The sequence below is a fragment of the Bacillus sp. LNXM12-1 genome (assembly GCF_003004375.1).
GTDB lineage: Bacteria > Bacillota > Bacilli > Bacillales > Bacillaceae > Bacillus.
The window spans coordinates 123,150-144,067 of the sequence record NZ_PVWX01000004.1 but is presented as its reverse complement, the minus strand read 5'-3'; the positions used below and the strand labels follow the sequence as shown (position 1 = coordinate 144,067).

The following is a 20,918-nucleotide window of genomic DNA, read 5'->3' as shown; positions in this document are numbered from 1 at the left end:
CATGTATAAAAAAAGACGGCGGTCACAAGCTAATGTCATTGAAATCGAAAGGTGTTGCACATGCATTGAAAGAAGAACAAACTTTATCTTGGTGGCAGCTTTCTCTCATCGGAGTCGGCTGTACAATTGGCACTGGTTTCTTCCTTGGTTCCAGCATTGCCATTACAAAGTCCGGTTTTTCCGTCTGCATTTCTTTTTTGCTTGCTGCGGTCGGAACCTATCTCGTCTTTAAGCATTTGGCTGCGATGACAGCCGATAACCCTGATAAAGGGTCATTTTGTTCCTATGCTCGTAAAGCATATGGACGCTGGGCAGGGTTTAGCAATGGCTGGGTGTATTGGTTTGCAGAAATGTTGATTACGGGAAGTCAGTTAACAGCGATTTCTCTTTTTACCCGCCACTGGTTTCCATCTGTTCCGCTCTGGGTGTTTTCTGCGATTTATTCCGCTCTTGCCCTGCTCGTGATTATCATAGGGCTTTCTTCTTTTCAAAAGACAGAAAATGTCCTTGCAGTACTGAAGACAGCGGCGATTTTTCTATTTATGATCCTTGCTGTGCTTGTGTTATTCGGCATTCTGACAGATCATAAACCGACCCTGCATCTGCCAAACAAAGATCACGAATGGATGCCCCTCGGTCCGCTTGGTCTTTGGAATGGATTGATTTACGCGTTTTATGCATTTGGGGGAATTGAAGTCATGGGGCTGATGGCGGTTCATTTAAAGGACCCGAAGGATGCGGCAAAGTCTGGACGCGTCATGCTGATCATTCTAGCGGTCATCTATATCGTCTCAATTGGACTTGCTCTCTTGCTTGTCCCAGTAACCGCCTTTGACAAGAACAGCAGTCCATTTATTACATCATTGGAGCCGTTTCATTTATCGATCTTTCTTCATATCTTTAATGGCATCTTCATTATTGCCGGCTTTTCGACATTGGTTGCCTCTCTTTATGCGGTCACGACACTGCTTGGCTCAATGTCGGAGCATCAAGATGCACCTGCTTGTTTTAAACAAAAAGACCCAACTCATGTCGGATGGCCTTCGATTATCTTAACTGCTGCTGGCTTAATTGTCTCGATTTTGCTTGCGCTCTTTTTGTCTAAACACATCTACGAGCATCTCACAACAGCAGCCGGCCTTACCCTTCTGTACACATGGGTATTCATTCTGTTCTCAAGTAAAAAGCTATCAAAGCCATCCACTCGCCAAACGTGCGAAATGATTCTTGCGCTTCTCTTGATTGGAGCCGCCATTTCAGGCACTTTAACAGAGGCAAGCGGACGACCTGGCTTTTTTATCAGCCTTGGGATCATTGCAGTGATTGCCATCATGGTGCTATTTATGAGAAAAAAGTGGAAGCAGCAGGATCAGACCGCATCATAATTTCATCATGTTTTTTAATGCAGTAAAAGGACATTTGGCGGAGGCTGGTTTCTCCGCCTCTTCATCTGGGAGAAAGTATTGCTTCCATTCATGATTGGTCGGATCACCGTACCATTTTAATGATGGGTGAACGCTGACCTCATCATACGCTTTGAGCCGCTTGCGAACGAGCTGGCTCATTTTTTGACCAAATTTGGTCGATCCATTCAATTTCTCAAACACCCATCTAGGCTGAAATGCCATCAAGACATAAGGGAAGTGGCGGCTTTTTCTGAGCTTATGAGCCGGTGTGGAGCACAAAATAAAATACGCTTCCCCGTGAAAGCAATACTCCCACTCATGATGATGAGTATCTAGTGGAATATCCTCAGGCCATGGCACTTCATCTTTCTGGTGCAGTCGTTGAAGCAGTGACCAAAACTGCTGCTCAAACTGTTCAAGTGAACTTTCTTTTAAATCCTGCGGTGTTTCAAAAAAACAAATAAATGAAGCATATTGACCCGTTTCTTTCGCACAGCTTTGATATTCTCTCAGCAGCTGGGCTAATTCATCAACCGCTTCCTCTTTCCTCGGATCACCAACAAACCCATAGCGTAAATGATCGAGAAAAAACCCCTGTCTTCCCGGTACACAAGGGAATGTATCTGCCTCATCTCCTACCATCTCTCCAAATTGAGTAAAAGCATCCTGCTTCCATTCTTCTAGTGATCGTAGATTTTGATCAAGGCAACTTTTTGCATACAATTGGGCCATTTCTTCCACCTCGTTTTAGCGTCTTCTCCATAGCCTATGAGAAAAAAAGGCTGTGGTGACTGTCCTTCAACGACTTTCCTTGCGCATTCAAGAGGTGGACGTTCTTGTTCAAATTGAGCATGTATGTGTGTCTTTCACTCCATGATGCATGAACAGACAAGTGTATGCGGCCGTCAAACTGCTTCTTTTAATAGAGCGCTTTTGTATCATTCCTATGATCTGTTCTTCATCAAAAAGACAGAATCAAGTACCCAATAAATGAGGGCTGAGCAAAAGCTAAATAGATAGACAATGTTGCTGTGATAACTGATAAGATCAGCATGCACACATAGTTGAATACTGGAAGAAAAATACAGATGGCAATATCCCACCATTATTCAAGAATGTGTTATGTCTGTCAATCCTTACAAAAAAAACAGACTGAATGTATCAGTCTGCTTTTCTACCCAATCAACGCCATGATCCCTTGATACCCAAAATAGGCGCCGAAACCAAGTAAAGATAAGCCTGCAAGAACGGATAAGCCATGTAAGACACGTTCACTTAAATAGCGCCTAAACGAACTAGCAAGAAGCGCCATACTGAAATCCCAGATCAGCATGCCGATAAAAATAGCCATGCTGTACATCAGCATTTGAGATGCCCCATACTTTTCAATCGTATTAGCCAAAATACTGCCGTAGATGCCAAGCCAAAATAAAATACTGAGCGGATTGGAAAGAGAAATGAAAAACCCCGTCATGAACGACTGACCAACCGAAGTGTTTCCACCATCCTTTTTCGGGCTCTCCTGCAAATTGATTTTACGCAGACTTTCAATGCCCGTATAGGTCAGAACAAAAAAGCCGAACAGCCACAAAAAGGTTTTCACTAGAGGTGCAGTCAAAAGCTGGGCGACACCAAAATAGATGAGGAGCATATAGACAATATCCGCGGCCATCGCCCCCACACCAAAAATCCACGCGTGCCAAAATCCACTTTTAATCCCTCTGTCGATTTGGGCTGCATTGACTGGCCCAACAGGCGCTGAAAGTGACAACCCTAAAAAGATATAACCAAAAAACACCGCCACATAGACGTCCTCCTTTTGATGCTGACTTGTACATATTATTCAAACGTTCTGTGTTTTAGTACAAGTCCTTTGTATCTTTTCAGGTGGACTCAAGGAGACATTGGATATTGCTTACCGATCGGCTTTCAGCGCCGATTGCTGCGACAGAACCGTATCCTTTTTCTTAGCACGATTCATTTGAATCGCAGCTGCAAACAGAAGAACAGCTAAGAAGGCGAAAACAAAGACGGCACTTGCTGCTCCTGCCCATTCAAGACTAAAGCCAATCAAGAAGGACAAGCAGGCTCCGCCTAAACTTGCGGCTGCAATAAAGTAACTCGTTGCCTCGTCGATGGCATTTTCAATCATTAATGCAGATGCAGTCAGTGCGATTGGGAACATGCCAGCTGCGCACAGGCCGATGAAAAAGATGAGAAGCAGCTGCGCGGCGATGTGGGTTGTCAGGGCAAATACAACGAGCAGCAGAATCATGAGTGCTGCGCTTAGCTTTAAAAAACGCAGCGGATGCAGCTGATCAGCTTTTCTCGCAATGACAGTTCTGCCAATGACGATCGCTGTCCAAAAGGTAGAAACCGCAAAAAGACTCCAGTTGTCTCCCCCTTTTTCCAGCATGATCGACGGCAAAAAGTTCGCAAAGTTCGTTTCAATCCCTGCGTAGAAAAAAGCAAAACAGATCATGAGCACCACAATCATTCGATTGTTTCGATCAACAAGTAAGGACGGTTTTCTCATCCCATTGGAATTGGAAGAAGAATCCATCTGTCCACGAGGCAATTTGTTCATAAAGGCAAGCCAGAGCATAAGAAAGAAAGTCAGTGCACCGACTTGAAATAAAAACACATAGTGCCACGTCTGTTCAGTGACAGTTAGCAGAATCACAAGTGGAAATAACAGCGCTCCTAACCCAAAAAAGACCTCCATGATGCTGATTCGCTTCGCACTGTTTGCCATCGAAATCACATAAGCTCCGGCTGTGGTCTCAAGACTGCCTGCACCGCTCCCAAGAAAAAAACCTGCCAGCACAAGTGTTGTCCAGCCCGGCACCAAAAGCCCAAGGAGAAGTGACCCGATCATCAGCAAAAGACCCATGGTCAGAACAGCGCCATAGCCTTTTTTCCTCACAAGAATGGGGGATAACAGAACACCTGTCAAAAAACCAATAAACTGAAAAAAGATTAAAGAAGATAATTCCCCGGGACCCTTATCGTAACTTGACAGTAAATAAGGAGTTAAGCTGCCAAAAAACACATGAATGGTCCCAATAAAAAAATAAAAGACACAGCCAAAATAAAATACTTTTTTCATCTTTTCACTTCCTCTAAAAAGGAGCGGAGTCATGACATCCTCCGCTCCACCTCTTTAATATGCCCGGGCAGACTTGACAGCCTCTTCCCTCTCGAAGCATGTATTGAGCGCAGCCTGTGCGCGATACCCATCTACAAAATCAGCCACTTTCATATGACATGGATATGGATCAGTATTCACCCAGTGCATCAGCTGATCACGGAACGTATCAGACCATCCGTAAAATTCATTTGGCGGATCTGTCAGCAGGGTTTGCGGCATTTGATGACGCTCCACACACAATCCATCACTGATCTCATATTCGTTTTTCATGTTCGAATGGTATTTGAATACCTTGTCATGACCAACGACTTCTACACTAAATCCGCATTCCTCAGGCTGCGTGCTTTTGGATGTGACCAAGTGAAAGAACACTTGATTCTCCATCTGTCCGAAAATTTCGGTATGATCATCCACCTGCACCTTTTTCTCTTCTTTTTCCTTTACATGTGTCAGCATCTTGGTATTAAGTGATTCTTTCTTCATGTCACTGCCAAATAAGTACCACAGCATATCAATTAAATGAATACCAAGATCCCCTAATGCACCGCTCGTGCGCAGACTCTCACCGCCGTCTCTCCATGAAAATGTCTTTCTTCTGAGGGCACTGTTTTTCTTAAAATGAGTCCTGACGGTCAAAATGCGGCCTAATTCACCATTGGCAATCAAGTTCTTCAAAATATTCACAAAGGATAAGTAACGATAGTTAAAGCCCATACTGGCTTGAACCTGGAACTGTTTGGCTGTCTCCACCATTTCCTTCGCTTCCTTCAGCGACACAGCCATCGGCTTTTCACATAAAATGGGCTGTCCTGCTCTTAGTGCCTGAAGGGCATGGTCTTTGTGACAAAAATTAGGGGAGGCAATGATCAACCCATCAGATGCATCTGCTAGTGTTTCAATACTTGAATACACACGTCCGCCGTACTGTTTAATGAATCCCTGTGCAACTGACTCGTGCAAATCATAGACACCGGATAACTCTGCACCTTTGATTGTTGATAATGCTCTTGCATGAGCTTTTGCAATATTCCCTGCTCCAACAATTCCAATTTTCTTCATGAATGTGCCTCCTCATGTTTATACATCACTGTTTTCAGTGTTTCATAGATTCCTTTTGCATACCCATGATGACAAATCTGATGATGGTGCCGCTTGGCTTCGGCCGTCGCATTTTGGACGAGGAAACCATGCGTGACGGATTGAAGCATCCGCAAATCGTTCCCACTATCTCCAAAGGCAAAGCCTTGATCTTTTGATAGATCATATTGGTTCAGCATAAAGCGGACAATTTCATCCTTCCCTGTTCCGACTGGTAAAAAATCGACATCATAGCAATCCGCAGGGTCTCCTGCGAGCGGATTGCATTTGTTAATGTTGACCGCCACCCCGCGCTCTTTGGCAAGTGTTTGGATGAATGATAGATGATGAAGATCTGTCCGTTCATCCTGCTCCTGATAATAGAAATTCTTCTTATACCCTGAGCTGCCCAGCTGCGTTTGCGGTCTGAGATGAATTCCCTTTTCACGTACGGTTTCCAGGATGTCTTCAATTTTTTCATCTGAAAAGCCCTGCGCATCCAGCCGCTTCATCCATTCCGCATCTGGCTGTCCAAAACGGGCTTCCGATGTATACACAATTTCAGTTCCTAAGTTCGACGCAATGAAATGCGGGAATTGATGAAAACCTCCTTTTTCCATTTTACTTGTGACAGAATCGAGGCTGCTTCCCGTGACCCAGCCAAGCATGAGCTGTCCTGCTTCGCTCTTTTCTGCCACAAAGGCTTCCAGCCGCTTTACATCCTCTCTCTGCTCATCGGTCATTCCGTGAGAATAATAGGTTTCATCAAAGTCACAGAAGACGATCCACTTCGGATTTTCCGGCTTATTCAGCAGCTTTTTATTGAATGGAAGACTTGATAACATGATGAACCCCCTCGATGACCTTCTCCTGATCTTGCAGCGGCATGCCTGGATACAGCGGCAAGTGAAGTAATTGCTGTGCTGCTTTTTCCGTGTGTGGAAGTGTCGTACGTTTATACTTTTGAGAAACAAGATTTGTTTGATGCTGATGCGATAGAATCGGGTAATAAACATCTGTTTCTATGCCCATTTCCAGCAATTTCGCTGCAAGCTCATCTCGTTCGCCCTTTAGCACTCTGATCGGGAACAGATGCCAGACATGATCATCCGTCAGCTTCGGAAGCTTCAAGTATCCTTCTTCCTCAAGCGTTTGCAGCTGGTCAATGTATCGCTTTGCTAAGTAAAAGCGTTTAAAGTTTTGTAATCCTAAATACTTCATGCGTTCGAGTCCGATCGCTGCCTGCAAATTATCAATTTTAGAATTAAATCCATAGTCACTGCGTTTGACATTTTTCTTTCCTACTTCAAAGCCGTGATAGCTGATCTCCATGCATTTTTCCGCTAAGGCTTCATCATTTGTGGCGATAGCCCCTGCCTTACCGCAGACGCCAAGGTTTTTGTATGGATTAAAGCTGAGAACAAGTCCATCTCCATATGCACCAAGGCCGCTGCTGCCGATCGCCTGACAGCCATCTTCAATGATTTTCAACCCATGCCGTTTCGCAATCGCCGAAATGGCCTTCATATCCGCTTGCTTTCCATATAAATGAACCGGAAGAATGCATGCCGTTTGATCTGTGATATGCTTCTCAATTTCACTCGGTGCCAAGCAGTAAGTATCTGGATCAATATCGGCATAGACCGGAACAGCCCCAATCGCAAGCACTGCATTTTCTGTTGCAGCAAAGCTATTCGCTGGCAAAATGACCTCGTCTCCCGGATGGACGCCTGCTGATATGAGGCTGATCATTAGGGCATCTGTTCCACTTGACGTGGCAATGACATATTTCTTCCCTAAGTACTCAGCGAGCTGCTTTTCAAACGCCGGAATATATGGACCTGAAGTAAAACGGCCAGAACTCAATACTTCTTTCAACACCTGCATGATATCATCGATCTCATCCTCTGAAATCAGTTTATCAACTGGCAGAAACGGTATCTTTTTTTCCTTATTTTGTTTATAATGGAAGAGAATTTTTTCCAAGCCTGTGCGCCCTATATCTTGCTCAAGGAACGTCACCAGCTTTTCATTTGCTAGGTGCTTCTCAACTGAATCAGACTTTACTTGAACACCTTGATTGATCATATCCAGCAAAGGAAGATAATCCTTGCTTTTACCTGATATCTTCGTCAATATTTGCATTCCATTCCCTCCAATTAATCAATTCCATTTGTTAATATTTAACTTGTTTCACATTGTAAATGATGTTATCGATTTCAGAACAATAACTTTGTGTAAAGGATTTGTTAATATGTGTACAATTTATGAAATTGCCAAACGCTGCGGGGTTTCAACCACCACCGTTTCCAGAGTGCTGAATCATCATCCATATGTGTCAGAGGAAAAGCGTCAGCTTATTTTACAGGTGATGAAAGAAATGGAATATACACCAAGTTCAGCGGCTCGCACTCTTCGTTCACATCAGACAAAAACCATTGCTGTGTCTGTCCCGGCTGTGGACCATCCTTTTTTTGCACAATTGATTAAAGGCATATCAAAGGAAGTACTGGATCAAGGTTATAAAGCCATCGTGCTTCAGACGTTTTATCAGGAATCGTTAGAGCTTGAAGGGCTTCAATTATTAAAAAAAAGAGAAGTAGATGGGGTCATATTAGGGGCATTAGAAAATCCGTGGGAAAAGATCGAGCCATTTTTAACGAACGGCCCTATTGTCATGGCGAACGAATATCATCAAACAGCAGACATCCCGATTATTGGATACGATGAGCGGGAAGCCGCCTATAAAGCGGTTGACTACTTGATTCAGTCAGGGCGAAGATCGATTGGGTTTTGCTTTGATACTGAAAGCAGTGAAGCACAAAAACAAAGGAAACAGGGCTATCTTGATGCACTTTCTGCACACGGCTTGCCGCTGCATGACGATTGGCTTTTTGGGGAGGCCTTCACCATTGAAGACGGTTTTCGCTTAATGGATGTCATCCATGACATGAAGAATGCACCTGATGCCATTTTCACGGGTAATGATCAAGTCGCAGCAGGGCTCATTAAACAGGCCATTTCATACGGTTATCAAATCCCTAAGGATCTAGCGGTGATCGGCTATGACAATCAAGACATTTGCGAGGTGACAGCTCCAACAATCACCACAATTGACATCCCGATCGTAGAGCTTGGCCAGCGGTCTGTGCAGCAAATAATCGAGATCCTGCAAGACCAAAAACCATTACAGCGTGAACATATCCATCTGCCTACCCGGCTTGTGACAAGGGAATCGACATAAACAAAAAAGACTGAGAGCTGTCTCAGTCTTTTTTGTTGACAAAGGGCTAAAATGATCTTTGTTTTAGCCCTTTGTCTTCCTTCTTTCAGCGTGATAGAAAACCTTTGCAGTCTAGGAAAGGCGAGCACCGGAGCGGAGCGAATTTTACATTCGTGAGCACCGGAGCACAGACCTGACAAAGAATGCGAGGGTTTATCTACACGCTGTGACTGAGAGCTGTCTCAGTCTTTTTTTAAACCTATACAAATTGAGCAAGAATGAATGTCCATATACACACAATGCCGAGCAGGATGAAGCTGTACTTCACGGTCTTTTGGAAGAGCTCAGATTCTTTACCTGTTTCTCCAACAGCTGCTGTAGCTATGGCGATGGATTGTGGAGAAATTAATTTTGCCATGACCCCGCCAGTTGTATTTGCCCCGATTAACAAACCTGCCTGTGAGCCGATTTGAGAAGCAGTGACCGCTTGAAGGTTGCCGAATAAAGCGTTGTTACTCACGACAGATCCTGTAATAAACACCCCGATCCAGCCAAGCACCGGGCTGACAAGCGGGAACAAATCGCCTGTTTTAGCAAGTGCAAGCCCAATGGCTGAACTTAGTCCAGCGAAGTTCGCCAAGTTGGCAAAGCCCATGACAAAACAAATGGTAAGAACAGGTACCCAAAGCTCTTTCACTGATGCTTTTAAACAGGCAGCGCCTTCTGTTAATGTAATATGTCTGCTAAACAACCCTGTCAGCATCACCGCAATCAGAATGGCAGTACCCGTTGCACTGATGACATCAATTTTAAAGATTGCATCAATGGGTGTTTCTGTTTGTGCAATTGGTGGTAATTTCACAATTTGCTGATGCAAAAACGGCATCTTCACTAAAATCGTCGTCCAGTTGAGCGGGCCTCCTGCAGCAAACAATGCTTTAAATGCTGGCAGACTCCATACCGTAATAACGGCGGTTAAAATATAGAACGGAGACCATGCTTTCAGTACTTCAATGCCGCGATACGTTTGTTTCTGTTCAATGGCTGGTGCTCCTTCTTCACGATAAATGTGTTTCGGCTGCCATTTTCGAAGAAATAAAGCCAAAATGCCCATACTTGCTAAGGCTGAAATAATATTGGCAAGCTCAGGACCCATTGTCACCATTGTGACAGCTTGTAAAATGGCATAACTTCCACTTACAACAAGCAAGGCAGGGAGCGTTTCTTTAATCCCTTTGAATCCGTCCACAATGAGAATGAGCAGGAACGGAATACAGAATGAAATAAACGGAATCGTATACACAAGGGTTTGAGATAACGCAAGCGGCGTCATATTGCCCATTTGCGCCCCTGTAATGACTGGGATACCCACAGCACCAAATGCGCCAGACGCAGCATTGGCAATTAAGCAGAGCATCGCAGCTTTCAGCGGTTTAAACCCAAGCTCTGTTAAGAGAGCGGCACTGATCGCAATCGGTACACCAAACCCAGCGGCTCCCTCTAAAAATGCGTTAAAACTAAAACCAATTAATAAGAGCTGAAGACGTTGATCTCGAGAGATTCCTGCAATACTAGAACGAATGACATCGAATTTACCAGATTTCACAGCAATTTTATAGAGCCATACCGCCATGATGACGATATATCCAATCGGCCACAGCCCATTAGATATACCGAGCAGCACAGCAGATAATGCCTTTTCAATTGGCATATGAAAGAAGAAAACAGCTGTTACAAAGCTGACGATTAAGGTAAAACAAGCGGCTAAAACACCTTTTAACTTAAATACAGTTAATGCAAGTAGGAAAAACAAAATTGGGAGCATTGCTACCAATGCACTCACGAACTCATTACCAAACGGATTATATATTTGCTGCCACATAGTGATTCATCCTTTTCTGCTCAGATAGGTTGCTTTTGATTAAAAATGAGGAGCCAAAATCTCTTTTAACACATTCACACTGTGTGCGAATTGTTCTTTTTCTGTATCATTAAGTGCAAGCTCCATCACTTCTGTTGCGCCATTTCGATTCACAAGGGCAGGTACACCAATGTAGACATCTTCTGCTCCATACTCTCCATCTAAGTAAGTGCTGACGGTCAAAATACTGTTTTCATTGTGCAGGATCGCTCTTGTAATGCGGGCCAAACTCATCGCTACGCCGTAGTAAGTGGCGCCTTTTTTCTCAATGATTTGGTAAGCGGCATGGCGGACATTTTCCATCATCTCATCTAAATCTTCTTGTTTGTATTGATCATTTCTCTTCATTAATTCTGTAATGGGTACACTTCCGATATTCGCATGACTCCACACAGCAAGCTCTGTATCCCCATGCTCTCCAATGATGTACGCATGCACATTGTGTGCCGCTGCTTCAAAGTACTCACTGAGCATGTATCTAAATCTTGCAGTATCAAGTGTGGTTCCACTGCCAATCACTCGCTCTTTTGGCAGGCCACTGAATTTCCAAGTGGCATATGTCAAAATATCAACAGGGTTCGTGGCGACTAAGAAAATACCATCGAATCCACTTTTCATCACATTGTCTACAATGCCTTTAAATATATTTAAATTTTTCTCAACAAGGTCAAGTCTCGTTTCACCTGGCTTTTGGTTCGCACCAGCACAGATACATACAATGTCTGCATCCTTACAATCCTCATAATCTCCATACCATGTATTCACAGGATGCGGAGCAAATGCTTTCCCGTGGTTCAAATCCATGACGTCACCCATTGCTTTATCTTGATTTAAATCGATGACAACCAATTCATCTGTGATCGCTTGATTTATTAATGTAAAGGCATAACTGCTGCCTACAAAACCTGCTCCAATAAGTGCTACTTTGTTTACTTTTTCGTTTGTCATTTATCTCATCCTCCTGAGTAAAACTAGGTTGTTTTTCGTATGTGAAGTATTTCACATTCTTATTGTGCAACACTTCACAAACTTTTGCAAGGGGGTTGCTCAAAAAAAATATGTAGCGAATTTGTGAACACACTTATTGTGCTTTCAAAGCGCTGTCTCCATGCATATTTCCACAAGAAAAAAGCTGCCAAACAATTGTCAGCAGCTTTATACATGTTTAATAAGGTCCCCAGTTGATCATAACGCCGATACAAATAAAGACAAGACCAATGACAAACCAAATGAGCGCAAGCGGTACCATAAAACGCAGCCACTTCACATAAGGAATACCACTTGCAGCAAGCACAGCCATCAACACACCTGACGTCGGATTGATACAGTTGACCACCCCTTCGCCAAGCATAACCGCTTCAACAGCTACCTGTCTTGTGATGCCCATTAAATCAGCCAGTGGCGCAAGAATTGGAATAAAGACAACCGCTTCTCCTGATCCTGATGAAATCAAAAAGTGAAGAAGTGCACTCGCAATATACATCCCAATCGCACCAGCAATTGGACTAAATCCTGTCAGCATACTCGCCAAGCCATTGACCACTGTATCAAGCAGCTTACCGTTTTCTAAAATGACAGAAATGCAGCGTGCCATTCCGACAATGAGTGCGCCGTACACAAGGCTTTGACAGCCGACAATAAATGTTTTCGCAATATCATTGGCTGCTAATCCGCCAAGCAATCCAGCAGCAATGGCCATAAAAATGAACACACCTGCCATTTCCTTATCGGTCCAGCCAAGCTGAAGCGCGCCATATAAGAAGCCCCCAAGAGACAATCCGCACACCGCTAAAATCAGCTTATGTCTGCCGGTAAATGCAGGCTTGTCGACAGATTCTGCATCAGATCCGCCAAGCCCCTTCGCAGGAAACCATTGATCACCAAGAAGACTTCCCTTTTCTTTATTCTTCAGGCGTCTTGTATATAAATAGATGTACACAATACTAGATATAAGAAAGCAAAGATAAATAATGACACGCAGGCCAATGCCAGAAAAGATCGGCAGCTCTGCAATCGTTTGAGATAAACCTAGTGGAGATGGAGACAAAATGGTTGCGTTAAATCCAGCATAACAGCCGATGTAAATGACCGCTGCTCCTGCCACAGCGTCCCATTTCAAGGACCTTGCCACAATAATCCCGATTGGAATAAATCCTATAACAGAATTCACGACAATGCCGGTCGTTCCAAGCACCGAAAATAATCCTCCAACAATACAAATAAACAATAATTGCTTCGTTTGAAACCTGCTGATGACATGGTGAATCATTCCGTTAATGGCACCTGTTTTCTCCAAAATGGCAATGGTTCCGCCAGTAAATAGAATGAGAAAAATAATAGAAGAGGACCCTACCATCCCTTCCTGAATGGCTGTAAAAAAGCCAACGGGACTTACGGGTGATTGATCAATGCGGTGATAGCTGCCAGGAACAGCTGTTGTGATTTCCCCTGATGTCTTTCGGTCAAACTCACCCGCTGGTACAAAATACGTTGCAATGGTACAAATGAGCGCAATGATAAATAAGAGAACATACGCATCCGGCATTTGAAGTTTTCGTTTTTGTTTCTCTGGTGCTGATACTGCCGCTGTTTTCATGTGTCAAAACCCCTTTGTCCCGATCGGAATTTCACTTAATTTTCAGAATAATCAAATGATGTGTTATATTATAAACACTGATGATATTTAAGATCAATATTATTTCACTAAAAGAATGTTTTGGCAGATTTTCTGTCAGCAAGGAGGCTACTCATGACAACTTTGACAAACGAAATGCAACAGACCGTGACAGACATCTTTGAACACCTGCACGCCCACCCAGAAATAAGCTGGGAAGAAACGAATACGACGGCTTATCTTGAAGGCATATTAAAAAAAATGGGCTGCAAGACTCGAACATTTGACGACTGTACAGGAGTGATTGGTGAAATTGGAGAAGGCGCACCAGTGGTCGCTGTGAGAGCCGATATTGATGCACTTTGGCAGGAAGTAGATGGTGAGTTTCAACCCAATCATTCATGTGGTCACGATGCACACATGACAATGGCTCTCGGCGCCTTCATGGCATTAAAGGAAAAGGAGCTCCCGAACGGCACCATCCGCTTCATTTTTCAGCCTGCTGAGGAAAAAGGCGGCGGCGCGCTGAAAATGATTGAAAAAGGTATGTTAGCAGACGTTGATTACTTATACGGAGTGCATGTGCGCCCAATTCAAGAAACATTAAACGGACGCTGTGCACCTGCAATTTTACATGGATCGAGTAATCATTACATCGGCACAATTATTGGAGAGGAAGCCCACGGTGCACGCCCGCATCTTGGGGTCAACGTCATTGAAGTGGCTTCTACCCTCGTGCAGAGACTCGCGCATATCCATGTCGACCCAAGAGTTGCACATTCTGTAAAAATGACCAACCTACATGCTGGCGGGGGCAGTTCAAACATCATCCCTGGCAAAGCTTCTTTTACATTAGATGTCAGGGCACAAACAAATGATGTGATGGATGAACTAGAAAAAGAAATTGAAAGAGCCGTACATGCTGTAGCGGATGCCTTTGGCGCTTCCATTACACTTTCAACCGATCACCGTCTGCCTGCCGCAACCTTAAATGAGGAAGCTGTCCAGATCATGTCTAATGCAATTGAACAGATTTTAGGCAAAGAGCAGCTCGATCCCCCGATCGTCACGACAGGCGGAGAGGATTTTCACTTTTATGCAGCAAAGGTTCCGCATATCAAATCCACGATGCTTGGTTTAGGCTGTGATCTAGAGCCCGGTCTACATCATCCATATATGACATTCGACCGCTCTGCTATCTTTACCGGCATTGAGATCTTGACGGAAGCTGTCTATCAAACCCTTCAGCAGCATTCATCATAAAATCAAAAAACCACCCGTTTTTTCTTTAAACGGGTGGTATGCTTTATATTATGCATTCAAATCTGTCATGGCTGGGACGTTGATTTCTTTTACACAGGATACCCTTGATAAATGAATCACACATCTCGCAAGCTCTACAATATCCTGTACAGGGATTCTCGTTTCACCATATAGAGTGATGGCTTTTTCGGCTCCATCTTCATATGGAACCTCTGCCGCCAGCTCTCCTGGATTGATACAGGTGACGGATATTTTATCTTTTCTCACATGTTCTCTCAGTGCATTCACAATTCCGCGCAGGCCAAATTTAGAAGCGACAAAAGAAACCTGCGGCAGGTTTGTATGATCTAGTCCCGCCGTTGAGCCAATCACGATGATTTTTCCATTCTCCGATTTCCTTACGTGCGGAAGCAGTGCTTGGATGTAAGTAATCGTAGAGGTGACATTCACATTGATTAAATGAGCGATATCCTCTGGCTGATCGTGATCGAATGAATAATCATCTTCAAAGCCTCGTTTTTCCCATAAACCAATGTTATAGATGAGAACATCAATGGTTTTATTCTCCAATGCTTCGAGCATAAAAGGGATGTGGGTTTGGCTTGATAAATCAATTTTCAGCCAAATTCTATGTACACCGTCATCTATGTTCAAACTGCTCGGTTCACTTCGAGACACAATCCAAACTGTATCTCCACTTGAAGGAAGACCTTTTACAAAAGCATCCCCTAAGCCTTGACTCGCACCGAATATGATATAGTTTTTACTCATAGCTCCTCCTTCTACAGCTCATGAGCTTTCAGTCAGACTGCAGCTCATCTGTAAGCGTTTTATGCCTATATCATATAGGTTCTAAGATCTAACTGCCTCTTTTATGCCTGTCTTCACTTTCGGCTACTTGATTTCCTTTAATTCCACTGGTAACGCACGCTCTTCTATAAAGGATTGAATCATATCAATAAACAGTTCTTTCTTTTCAAACGTAAATGTATGTCCAATATCAGGAACGACGACACCTGCTGCCTTCGGATGTGATGTCATTATTTTCTTTGCTGACCGTTTCATGATACCTTTTTCCTTTTCTCCCACTGTGACAAGAATCCGTGCCTTCGCTTGTTGAAACGTGTCTGGGAGCTTGTAATGGAGATTTTCTTGAAACATCGTCAGAAGGGTTTTCTTCTGCAAACTCTTCGAATCCGCCGCATAGTCATTCAGTACATCGTTTGGAAGCCCCATCTTTTCAGCTTGGAGCTGGATAAACCAATCTTTCTTTAATAATGGATACGTAAGAGGGAGAAGAGGTCTCACCATCAAGTAAAGCCATGGCAGCGGCATCACAAGAGCGCTGTTGATGACGGCTATGTCTACGATATCAGGCTCATTCGATAACACTTCAACGGCAACCTGTGCACCTAGAGAGAATCCAATGAGTATCACTTTACGGCCGTGCGCATGCTGCTTGAACCACGAGATGACTTCAAGAGCGCTTTCTCGCATGGAAAATGACTGTTCATTTGCTCTTGTCCCGTGACCAATCAGTTCAGGCGTATAGCATTCATACGCTTCCTTGAATGTTTCCATCTGCTCCTGCCACATCCAGCTGCTGACTCCTCCGCCATGCAGGAAAATCATGATTGGCTTATCCATCATCGACAACTCGTCCACCATCCTTATATAAGAAAAAAGCAGCCGCTTTTTGAGCAGACTGCTTTTTCATATGCTCCCTTCTATTATAAGGGAACCTCATCACTATAGGCTATTTTTTCAAATCCTCAATCGAGTTGACGTTCTTCATATATGTCGGAACAACTAGCCCCATGCGAAGACCTTTCATACTTGTGCCTAGATCATCATATTTCCCTTTAAACTTCGCTGCATACGTTTTATGCGTATTTGGCAGCCAAGCAGATAATGAGGCATCCGCACTTCCAGTTGCAATTGCTGTCCACATTGGACCTGCTTCCACTTGAGTCAAGGTCACTTCAAATCCGAGCTCACGCAGTACTTCTGCAGCGACATTGGTACTTGCAATCTCACTATCCCACGCAACGTAGGCAAGATTGACTTTGTCACCATTCGACTTTTTCACGCCTTTTGTCCATTTCGCTACTTGGTCTTTATGTTTTTTCACATATTTAACGGCGGCATCCTTTGGATTGATACCATCTTGGATATCCATCATGACTTCGCCCATGTCATCTTGAGACCATTTAAATTGACTAAGCATTTTGGCTGCTTCCGGCTGATCTTTTGCAAAACCTTTACGTGAAATCGTATGAATCTCTTCCGCTTCACCGTAAGATTTCTTTGGATCCTCTAAATATTTTAAATCATAGCGAGTAAACATCCAGTGTGGATTCCAGCCAGTGATAATAATTGGCTTTTTACGGTCGTAAGATTTCTTGAGCGTTGCGGTCATAGCTGCACTTGATGCAGACACAACCGTCCAATCCTCTAAGCCGTAATCCTTTTTCGCTTGATCCGTTAGCGCCATAATCCCTGAACCCGGATCAATGCCGATAATGGTTTTATTCACCTGCTGTGCTGCACTCGCATTTGAATCTGACTTCACGCCACAAGCGGCTAGTAAAAAGACAAGCAGGGCGGTCATCCCAATGTAGAGAGACTTTTTCCACATTAAGCATTCCCCCTGGTTTTTTTCGTTTTAATGTTTTGTGTAATACGGTCGAGTGTAATCGCCACAATCACAATGGCAATACCTGCTTCAAAACCAATTCCTGTTTTCAGCTGCGTTACCGCACTATATACTTCCGAACCAAGTCCTGGAGCACCTACCATTGCCGCAATGACGACCATTGATAGAGCAAGCATGATACTTTGGTTAATACCAGCTAGGATGGTTTTTGTTGCAAGTGGAAGCTGAACTTTGAATAAACGCTGGAATGTCGTTGAACCAAATGCTTCTGTTGCTTCAATTAAATCAGCTGGTACTTGTTTAATACCGAGAATCGTCATACGAATCGTTGGCGGCATGGAGAAAATAACTGATGCCACAACCCCAGGCACAACGCCAATGTTAAAGAAGAAGATTGCTGGTAATAGATAAACGAATGCAGGCATTGTCTGCATTAAATCTAAAATAGGTGTTACAATCTTACGCACAGTTTCCTTCTGTGATGCCCAAATACCGATCGGAACCCCGATCACGATGGAAATGACCACAGCTGTCAAAACGAGCGCAAGTGTTTGTAGCATTGGATGCCAGTAGCCTAAATAGTCAATCAGCAAAAATCCAATAAGTGTGAAAAGAGCAACTCCTCTTGTACTGATCCACCAGGCAATGCCGGCAAAAATAAGGGTTAAAATAATAGATGGAATCACACCAAGTGCTGCCACAATTCCATTTACTGTGCCTGCTAATCCATTTGTGATGCCATCAAAGAAACCACCAAACGTTAATGTTAACCAGTCAACAAATCGATCAATGTAATCCGCGAACTGAATTCTAGGTAAATCACTCATACTAAACATCTTATTCTACCTCCTGTGCAGAAGGCTCTTGTGTTTTAATTTCCTCAAGTTTGTTAGAAGACATGTTGATATACTCATCATTACCTGATAACGCACCAATTAATGCACCTCTGACCACAATACCCTTCATTCTGTTTTTCTCATCGACAACGGCAATCGGAATGTTTGCTGCATCAGACACTGCGTCAAAGATTTCTGTCAAATACGTAGATTCCAATACTGTCGTGAATTCTTTATCGAGAACTGTTTCAAGCGACGCTCCCATTTCTGCCGCCTTTTTCGCTGCTTGTGCAGAAATAACACCTAATAAATGCTTTTTCTTATCTACTGCATAGATAGACGAAATCCCAAGGTTTTTCATGAGCGTGAGCGCAACACGTGCCCCTTTGTCGATCTGAATTGTTTCTGCACGTTTCATAATATGACCAGCGGTTAATACTTTAGAAAGGTCGACATCTTCAACGAAACGTTCAACATATTCATTCGATGGGTTCATCAGAATTTCTTCTGGTGTTCCGATTTGAACGATATTTCCGTCCTTCATGAGCACAATGCGGTCGCCAATCCGAAGCGCCTCATCTAAATCATGGGTAATGAAAATGATCGTTTTTCCTACAGATGTATGAAGCTCAAGCAATTCATCCTGCATATCTTTACGAATTAATGGATCGAGTGCGCTGAATGCTTCATCCATTAATAAAATATCAGGGTCATTTGCTAATGCACGTGCCAATCCAACACGCTGCTGCATCCCGCCACTTAATTGGTTTGGGTACTGTTCTTCAAAGCCTTCAAGTCCAACAAGCTTTAAGGATTCAAGCGCTTTTGAGCGGCGCTCTTCTTTGTCTACACCTTGTAATTCAAGACCGTACTCGGTGTTCTCAAGAATCGTACGGTGGGGGAACAATGCGAAGTTTTGGAAGACCATGCTGATCTTTTTCCGTCTGACTTCACGCAATTGATCCTTTGACATATTTGTTATCATATCCCCATCAATAAATATTTCTCCGGAGGTTGGTTCGATTAACCTATTTAGCAGCCGCACAAGTGTGGACTTTCCGCTCCCTGATAGCCCCATGATGACAAATATCTCGCCGTCATACACATCAAAATTTGCTCGATTGACACCAACTGTTGCGCCGGTCTCTTTTAGAATCTCTCTTTTTGTTTTCCCTTTTCCAAGCATTTGAGATGCTTTTTTAGCATTTTTACCGAAAATTTTAGATACATTATTTATCTTGATTTTGATAGTTCTCTCTTCAGAATTCATATTTTCCCTCCAAATTAGCATCTTTATAACCGTAACATAAGCGTTATGATGCGAACAATCTTTAGAATTCGCTTATTTCCGCACAATATGTATGAATTCCATATAGAGGTCTGGTGATTAGAGTTTATACGCCGTATTACTCGTAAATCCTATAGAATGCTTCATAAACTACATATTTTACGGGGTATTTCCTCTCATCAGACAATATTTTACTGGAAATTCCTAATTGTGCTAAAAAATAACTCGAATCCTCACCGTAGCGGACTTTTTCAAACATGGGCGAACCATTCCCCTGAACAGGATTTACCCGAAAATGGTCACATAAAAACCTTTTTTCTTCAAATTTTAATAAAATTCATGAGTAACTGCCTGCAACTTTAGTTACAGACAGCTTATTTTTTAGGACTCTAGGGCAGCCCGCTTAATATTATCTTGCAATTCAAGCATACGTTTTGTTCCATCTTCGCGTAATCGTTTGTTTTCTTCTTCGATCTGTTTCGTCTCTTTCATCCCTTGTACAATCGTATTAAAGGAAGATTCGATCGTTTCAATGTCAATACTTGGACGTCCAGACAATTTGGCAATCTCCACACTTTGACTTGAGATGTTTTCAGCATTTCGTTTCAGCATTTCATTTGTTCTTCTATCCAGCTCACTCATTGAATCAGCCACAAGCTTTTGTCTTTTCGCTGTAACAGCTTGAATGATCCCATTTTTAAAAATTGGAATGGTGATGATGAACGCTGAGTTGATTTTACCGATTAATTTCGTATTCCCACGCTGCAGCAAACGAATTTGCGGTGCCGTTTGAAGAGCCACCATCCGTGCCATATCAAGGTCATATACACGCTCTTCCAATGCTTGAATGCCGTTACGAAGTGTATCAAGCTCCATTTGTGCCAGCTGGTTTCCACTAGCCGCTTTTTCTTCATAAGAAGGAACCAATTGCTTTAATTCTTCGATTTTCATTTGACCTGCAACAACATACTTTTCAAGCTCCATATAGTATTGAATGTTATGCTCATACATTTCTTCAAGCGTCACAGTCGATTTAGTCATTTCGTCTTTATATTTACTGATTTCTACATTAATTTTTTCAATCTCTGCACCGAGCGTTTGATATTTACTGAAAATCTTTTCAATCATGCTGCCGCCGCGCTTAAAGATTTTTGACAACAAACCACCCTTTGGCTCGTCAAAATCATTTTTATCAAAACGATCCATAATTTTTCCAAGCTGCGTCAGCATCGTTCCTGAGTCAGTGACACTTGTTGAACGCATCATCGAAAGAATACGATCAGAGAACTTAGAGATTTCAACGGCCGGCTGCTTTCCGTATTCAAGCAGCTCCAGCTGATTTTTCGCATCGATCTGTCTCGCAATATTTTGCACTTCTGGTTCATTTCGAAGCTGAACGCGGATATCGTCTGCCTTCTCAATGGAGATTTCCTCTTTATCAATTGAAATGATGTCATTTCCGTTTGTATTTGTCATAAGCTTT

At 43.1% G+C, this 20,918-nt stretch carries 18 protein-coding genes; 3 read left to right on the top strand and 15 right to left on the bottom strand.

Annotation, left to right across the window (positions count from 1 at the left end; genetic code table 11):
* Window positions 1-32 precede the first annotated feature (32 nt).
* The gene (locus C6Y07_RS15490) at window positions 33-1,385 is read left to right on the top strand and encodes an amino acid permease (protein WP_060595492.1); all 1,353 of its coding nucleotides are present in this window, start codon (window positions 33-35) and stop codon (window positions 1,383-1,385) included.
* Here the strand turns inward: C6Y07_RS15490 and C6Y07_RS15485 are convergent.
* The 6 genes from C6Y07_RS15485 to C6Y07_RS15455 form a co-directional block, all read right to left on the bottom strand.
* Window positions 1,380-2,138, bottom strand: coding sequence for a YqcI/YcgG family protein (locus C6Y07_RS15485; protein ID WP_106037070.1), 759 nt, complete (start codon window positions 2,136-2,138; stop codon window positions 1,380-1,382). The genes C6Y07_RS15490 and C6Y07_RS15485 overlap by 6 nt on opposite strands.
* 442 nt (window positions 2,139-2,580) lie before the next feature.
* Window positions 2,581-3,210, bottom strand: coding sequence for a LysE family translocator (locus C6Y07_RS15475; RefSeq protein ID WP_034664197.1), 630 nt, complete (start codon window positions 3,208-3,210; stop codon window positions 2,581-2,583).
* Window positions 3,211-3,321: 111 nt separating this feature from the next.
* Window positions 3,322-4,515: an MFS transporter gene (locus C6Y07_RS15470; RefSeq protein ID WP_106039350.1), complete on the bottom strand. Its 1,194-nt coding sequence runs from the start codon at window positions 4,513-4,515 to the stop codon at window positions 3,322-3,324.
* A 54-nt stretch (window positions 4,516-4,569) separates the two neighbouring features.
* Window positions 4,570-5,616, bottom strand: a complete 1,047-nt coding sequence (locus C6Y07_RS15465) for a Gfo/Idh/MocA family protein (protein WP_106072320.1) — start codon at window positions 5,614-5,616, stop codon at window positions 4,570-4,572.
* On the bottom strand, window positions 5,613-6,479 hold the full coding sequence (locus C6Y07_RS15460) for an HAD-IIB family hydrolase (RefSeq protein ID WP_106072321.1): 867 nt from the start codon (window positions 6,477-6,479) through the stop codon (window positions 5,613-5,615). Before C6Y07_RS15460 ends, C6Y07_RS15465 begins: the two co-directional genes overlap by 4 nt.
* Window positions 6,454-7,779: a DegT/DnrJ/EryC1/StrS family aminotransferase gene (locus tag C6Y07_RS15455; protein ID WP_106157007.1), complete on the bottom strand. Its 1,326-nt coding sequence runs from the start codon at window positions 7,777-7,779 to the stop codon at window positions 6,454-6,456. Before C6Y07_RS15455 ends, C6Y07_RS15460 begins: the two co-directional genes overlap by 26 nt.
* 109 nt (window positions 7,780-7,888) lie before the next feature.
* On the opposite strand from C6Y07_RS15455, the gene C6Y07_RS15450 reads away from it, so the two are divergent.
* The gene (locus C6Y07_RS15450; RefSeq protein WP_060595486.1) at window positions 7,889-8,878 is read left to right on the top strand and encodes a LacI family DNA-binding transcriptional regulator; all 990 of its coding nucleotides are present in this window, start codon (window positions 7,889-7,891) and stop codon (window positions 8,876-8,878) included.
* A 238-nt stretch (window positions 8,879-9,116) separates the two neighbouring features.
* Here the strand turns inward: C6Y07_RS15450 and C6Y07_RS15445 are convergent, their stop codons facing one another.
* The 3 genes from C6Y07_RS15445 to C6Y07_RS15435 all read right to left on the bottom strand — a co-directional run bounded on the left by C6Y07_RS15445 (window position 9,117) and on the right by C6Y07_RS15435 (window position 13,374).
* On the bottom strand, window positions 9,117-10,739 hold the full coding sequence (locus C6Y07_RS15445; RefSeq protein WP_106157006.1) for an L-lactate permease: 1,623 nt from the start codon (window positions 10,737-10,739) through the stop codon (window positions 9,117-9,119).
* Window positions 10,740-10,778: 39 nt separating this feature from the next.
* Window positions 10,779-11,726 carry an L-lactate dehydrogenase gene (locus C6Y07_RS15440; RefSeq protein WP_060595484.1) on the bottom strand — a complete coding sequence of 316 codons (948 nt, stop codon included), beginning with the start codon at window positions 11,724-11,726 and terminating at the stop codon, window positions 10,779-10,781.
* 217 nt (window positions 11,727-11,943) lie between these two features.
* Window positions 11,944-13,374 (bottom strand): YfcC family protein, encoded by a 1,431-nt coding sequence (locus C6Y07_RS15435; RefSeq protein WP_060595483.1) that lies wholly within the window; start codon window positions 13,372-13,374, stop codon window positions 11,944-11,946.
* Window positions 13,375-13,527: 153 nt separating this feature from the next.
* Between C6Y07_RS15435 and C6Y07_RS15430 the strand changes: the two genes are divergently transcribed.
* Window positions 13,528-14,655, top strand: coding sequence for a M20 peptidase aminoacylase family protein (locus C6Y07_RS15430; protein ID WP_066031361.1), 1,128 nt, complete (start codon window positions 13,528-13,530; stop codon window positions 14,653-14,655).
* Between the two features lie 48 nt (window positions 14,656-14,703).
* On the opposite strand, the gene C6Y07_RS15425 is transcribed toward C6Y07_RS15430, so the two are convergent.
* The 6 genes from C6Y07_RS15425 to C6Y07_RS15400 form a co-directional block, all read right to left on the bottom strand.
* Window positions 14,704-15,426 carry an SDR family oxidoreductase gene (locus C6Y07_RS15425; protein ID WP_106039352.1) on the bottom strand — a complete coding sequence of 241 codons (723 nt, stop codon included), beginning with the start codon at window positions 15,424-15,426 and terminating at the stop codon, window positions 14,704-14,706.
* A gap of 123 nt (window positions 15,427-15,549) precedes the next feature.
* Window positions 15,550-16,305 carry an alpha/beta fold hydrolase gene (locus C6Y07_RS15420; protein WP_223250466.1) on the bottom strand — a complete coding sequence of 252 codons (756 nt, stop codon included), beginning with the start codon at window positions 16,303-16,305 and terminating at the stop codon, window positions 15,550-15,552.
* A 106-nt stretch (window positions 16,306-16,411) separates the two neighbouring features.
* Entirely contained in the window at window positions 16,412-17,293 is an 882-nt protein-coding gene (locus C6Y07_RS15415) for a glycine betaine ABC transporter substrate-binding protein (protein WP_034664219.1), read from the bottom strand.
* Window positions 17,293-18,138 (bottom strand): glycine/proline betaine ABC transporter permease subunit OpuAB, encoded by an 846-nt coding sequence (gene opuAB, locus C6Y07_RS15410; RefSeq protein WP_034664471.1) that lies wholly within the window; start codon window positions 18,136-18,138, stop codon window positions 17,293-17,295. Before opuAB ends, C6Y07_RS15415 begins: the two co-directional genes overlap by 1 nt.
* A 10-nt stretch (window positions 18,139-18,148) precedes the next feature.
* The gene (gene opuAA / locus C6Y07_RS15405; protein WP_034664221.1) at window positions 18,149-19,417 is read right to left on the bottom strand and encodes a glycine/proline betaine ABC transporter ATP-binding protein OpuAA; all 1,269 of its coding nucleotides are present in this window, start codon (window positions 19,415-19,417) and stop codon (window positions 18,149-18,151) included.
* 399 nt (window positions 19,418-19,816) lie between these two features.
* A complete protein-coding gene (locus C6Y07_RS15400; RefSeq protein WP_003217200.1) occupies window positions 19,817-20,911 on the bottom strand; it encodes a toxic anion resistance protein in 1,095 nt (364 codons plus the stop codon).
* Window positions 20,912-20,918 lie beyond the last annotated feature (7 nt).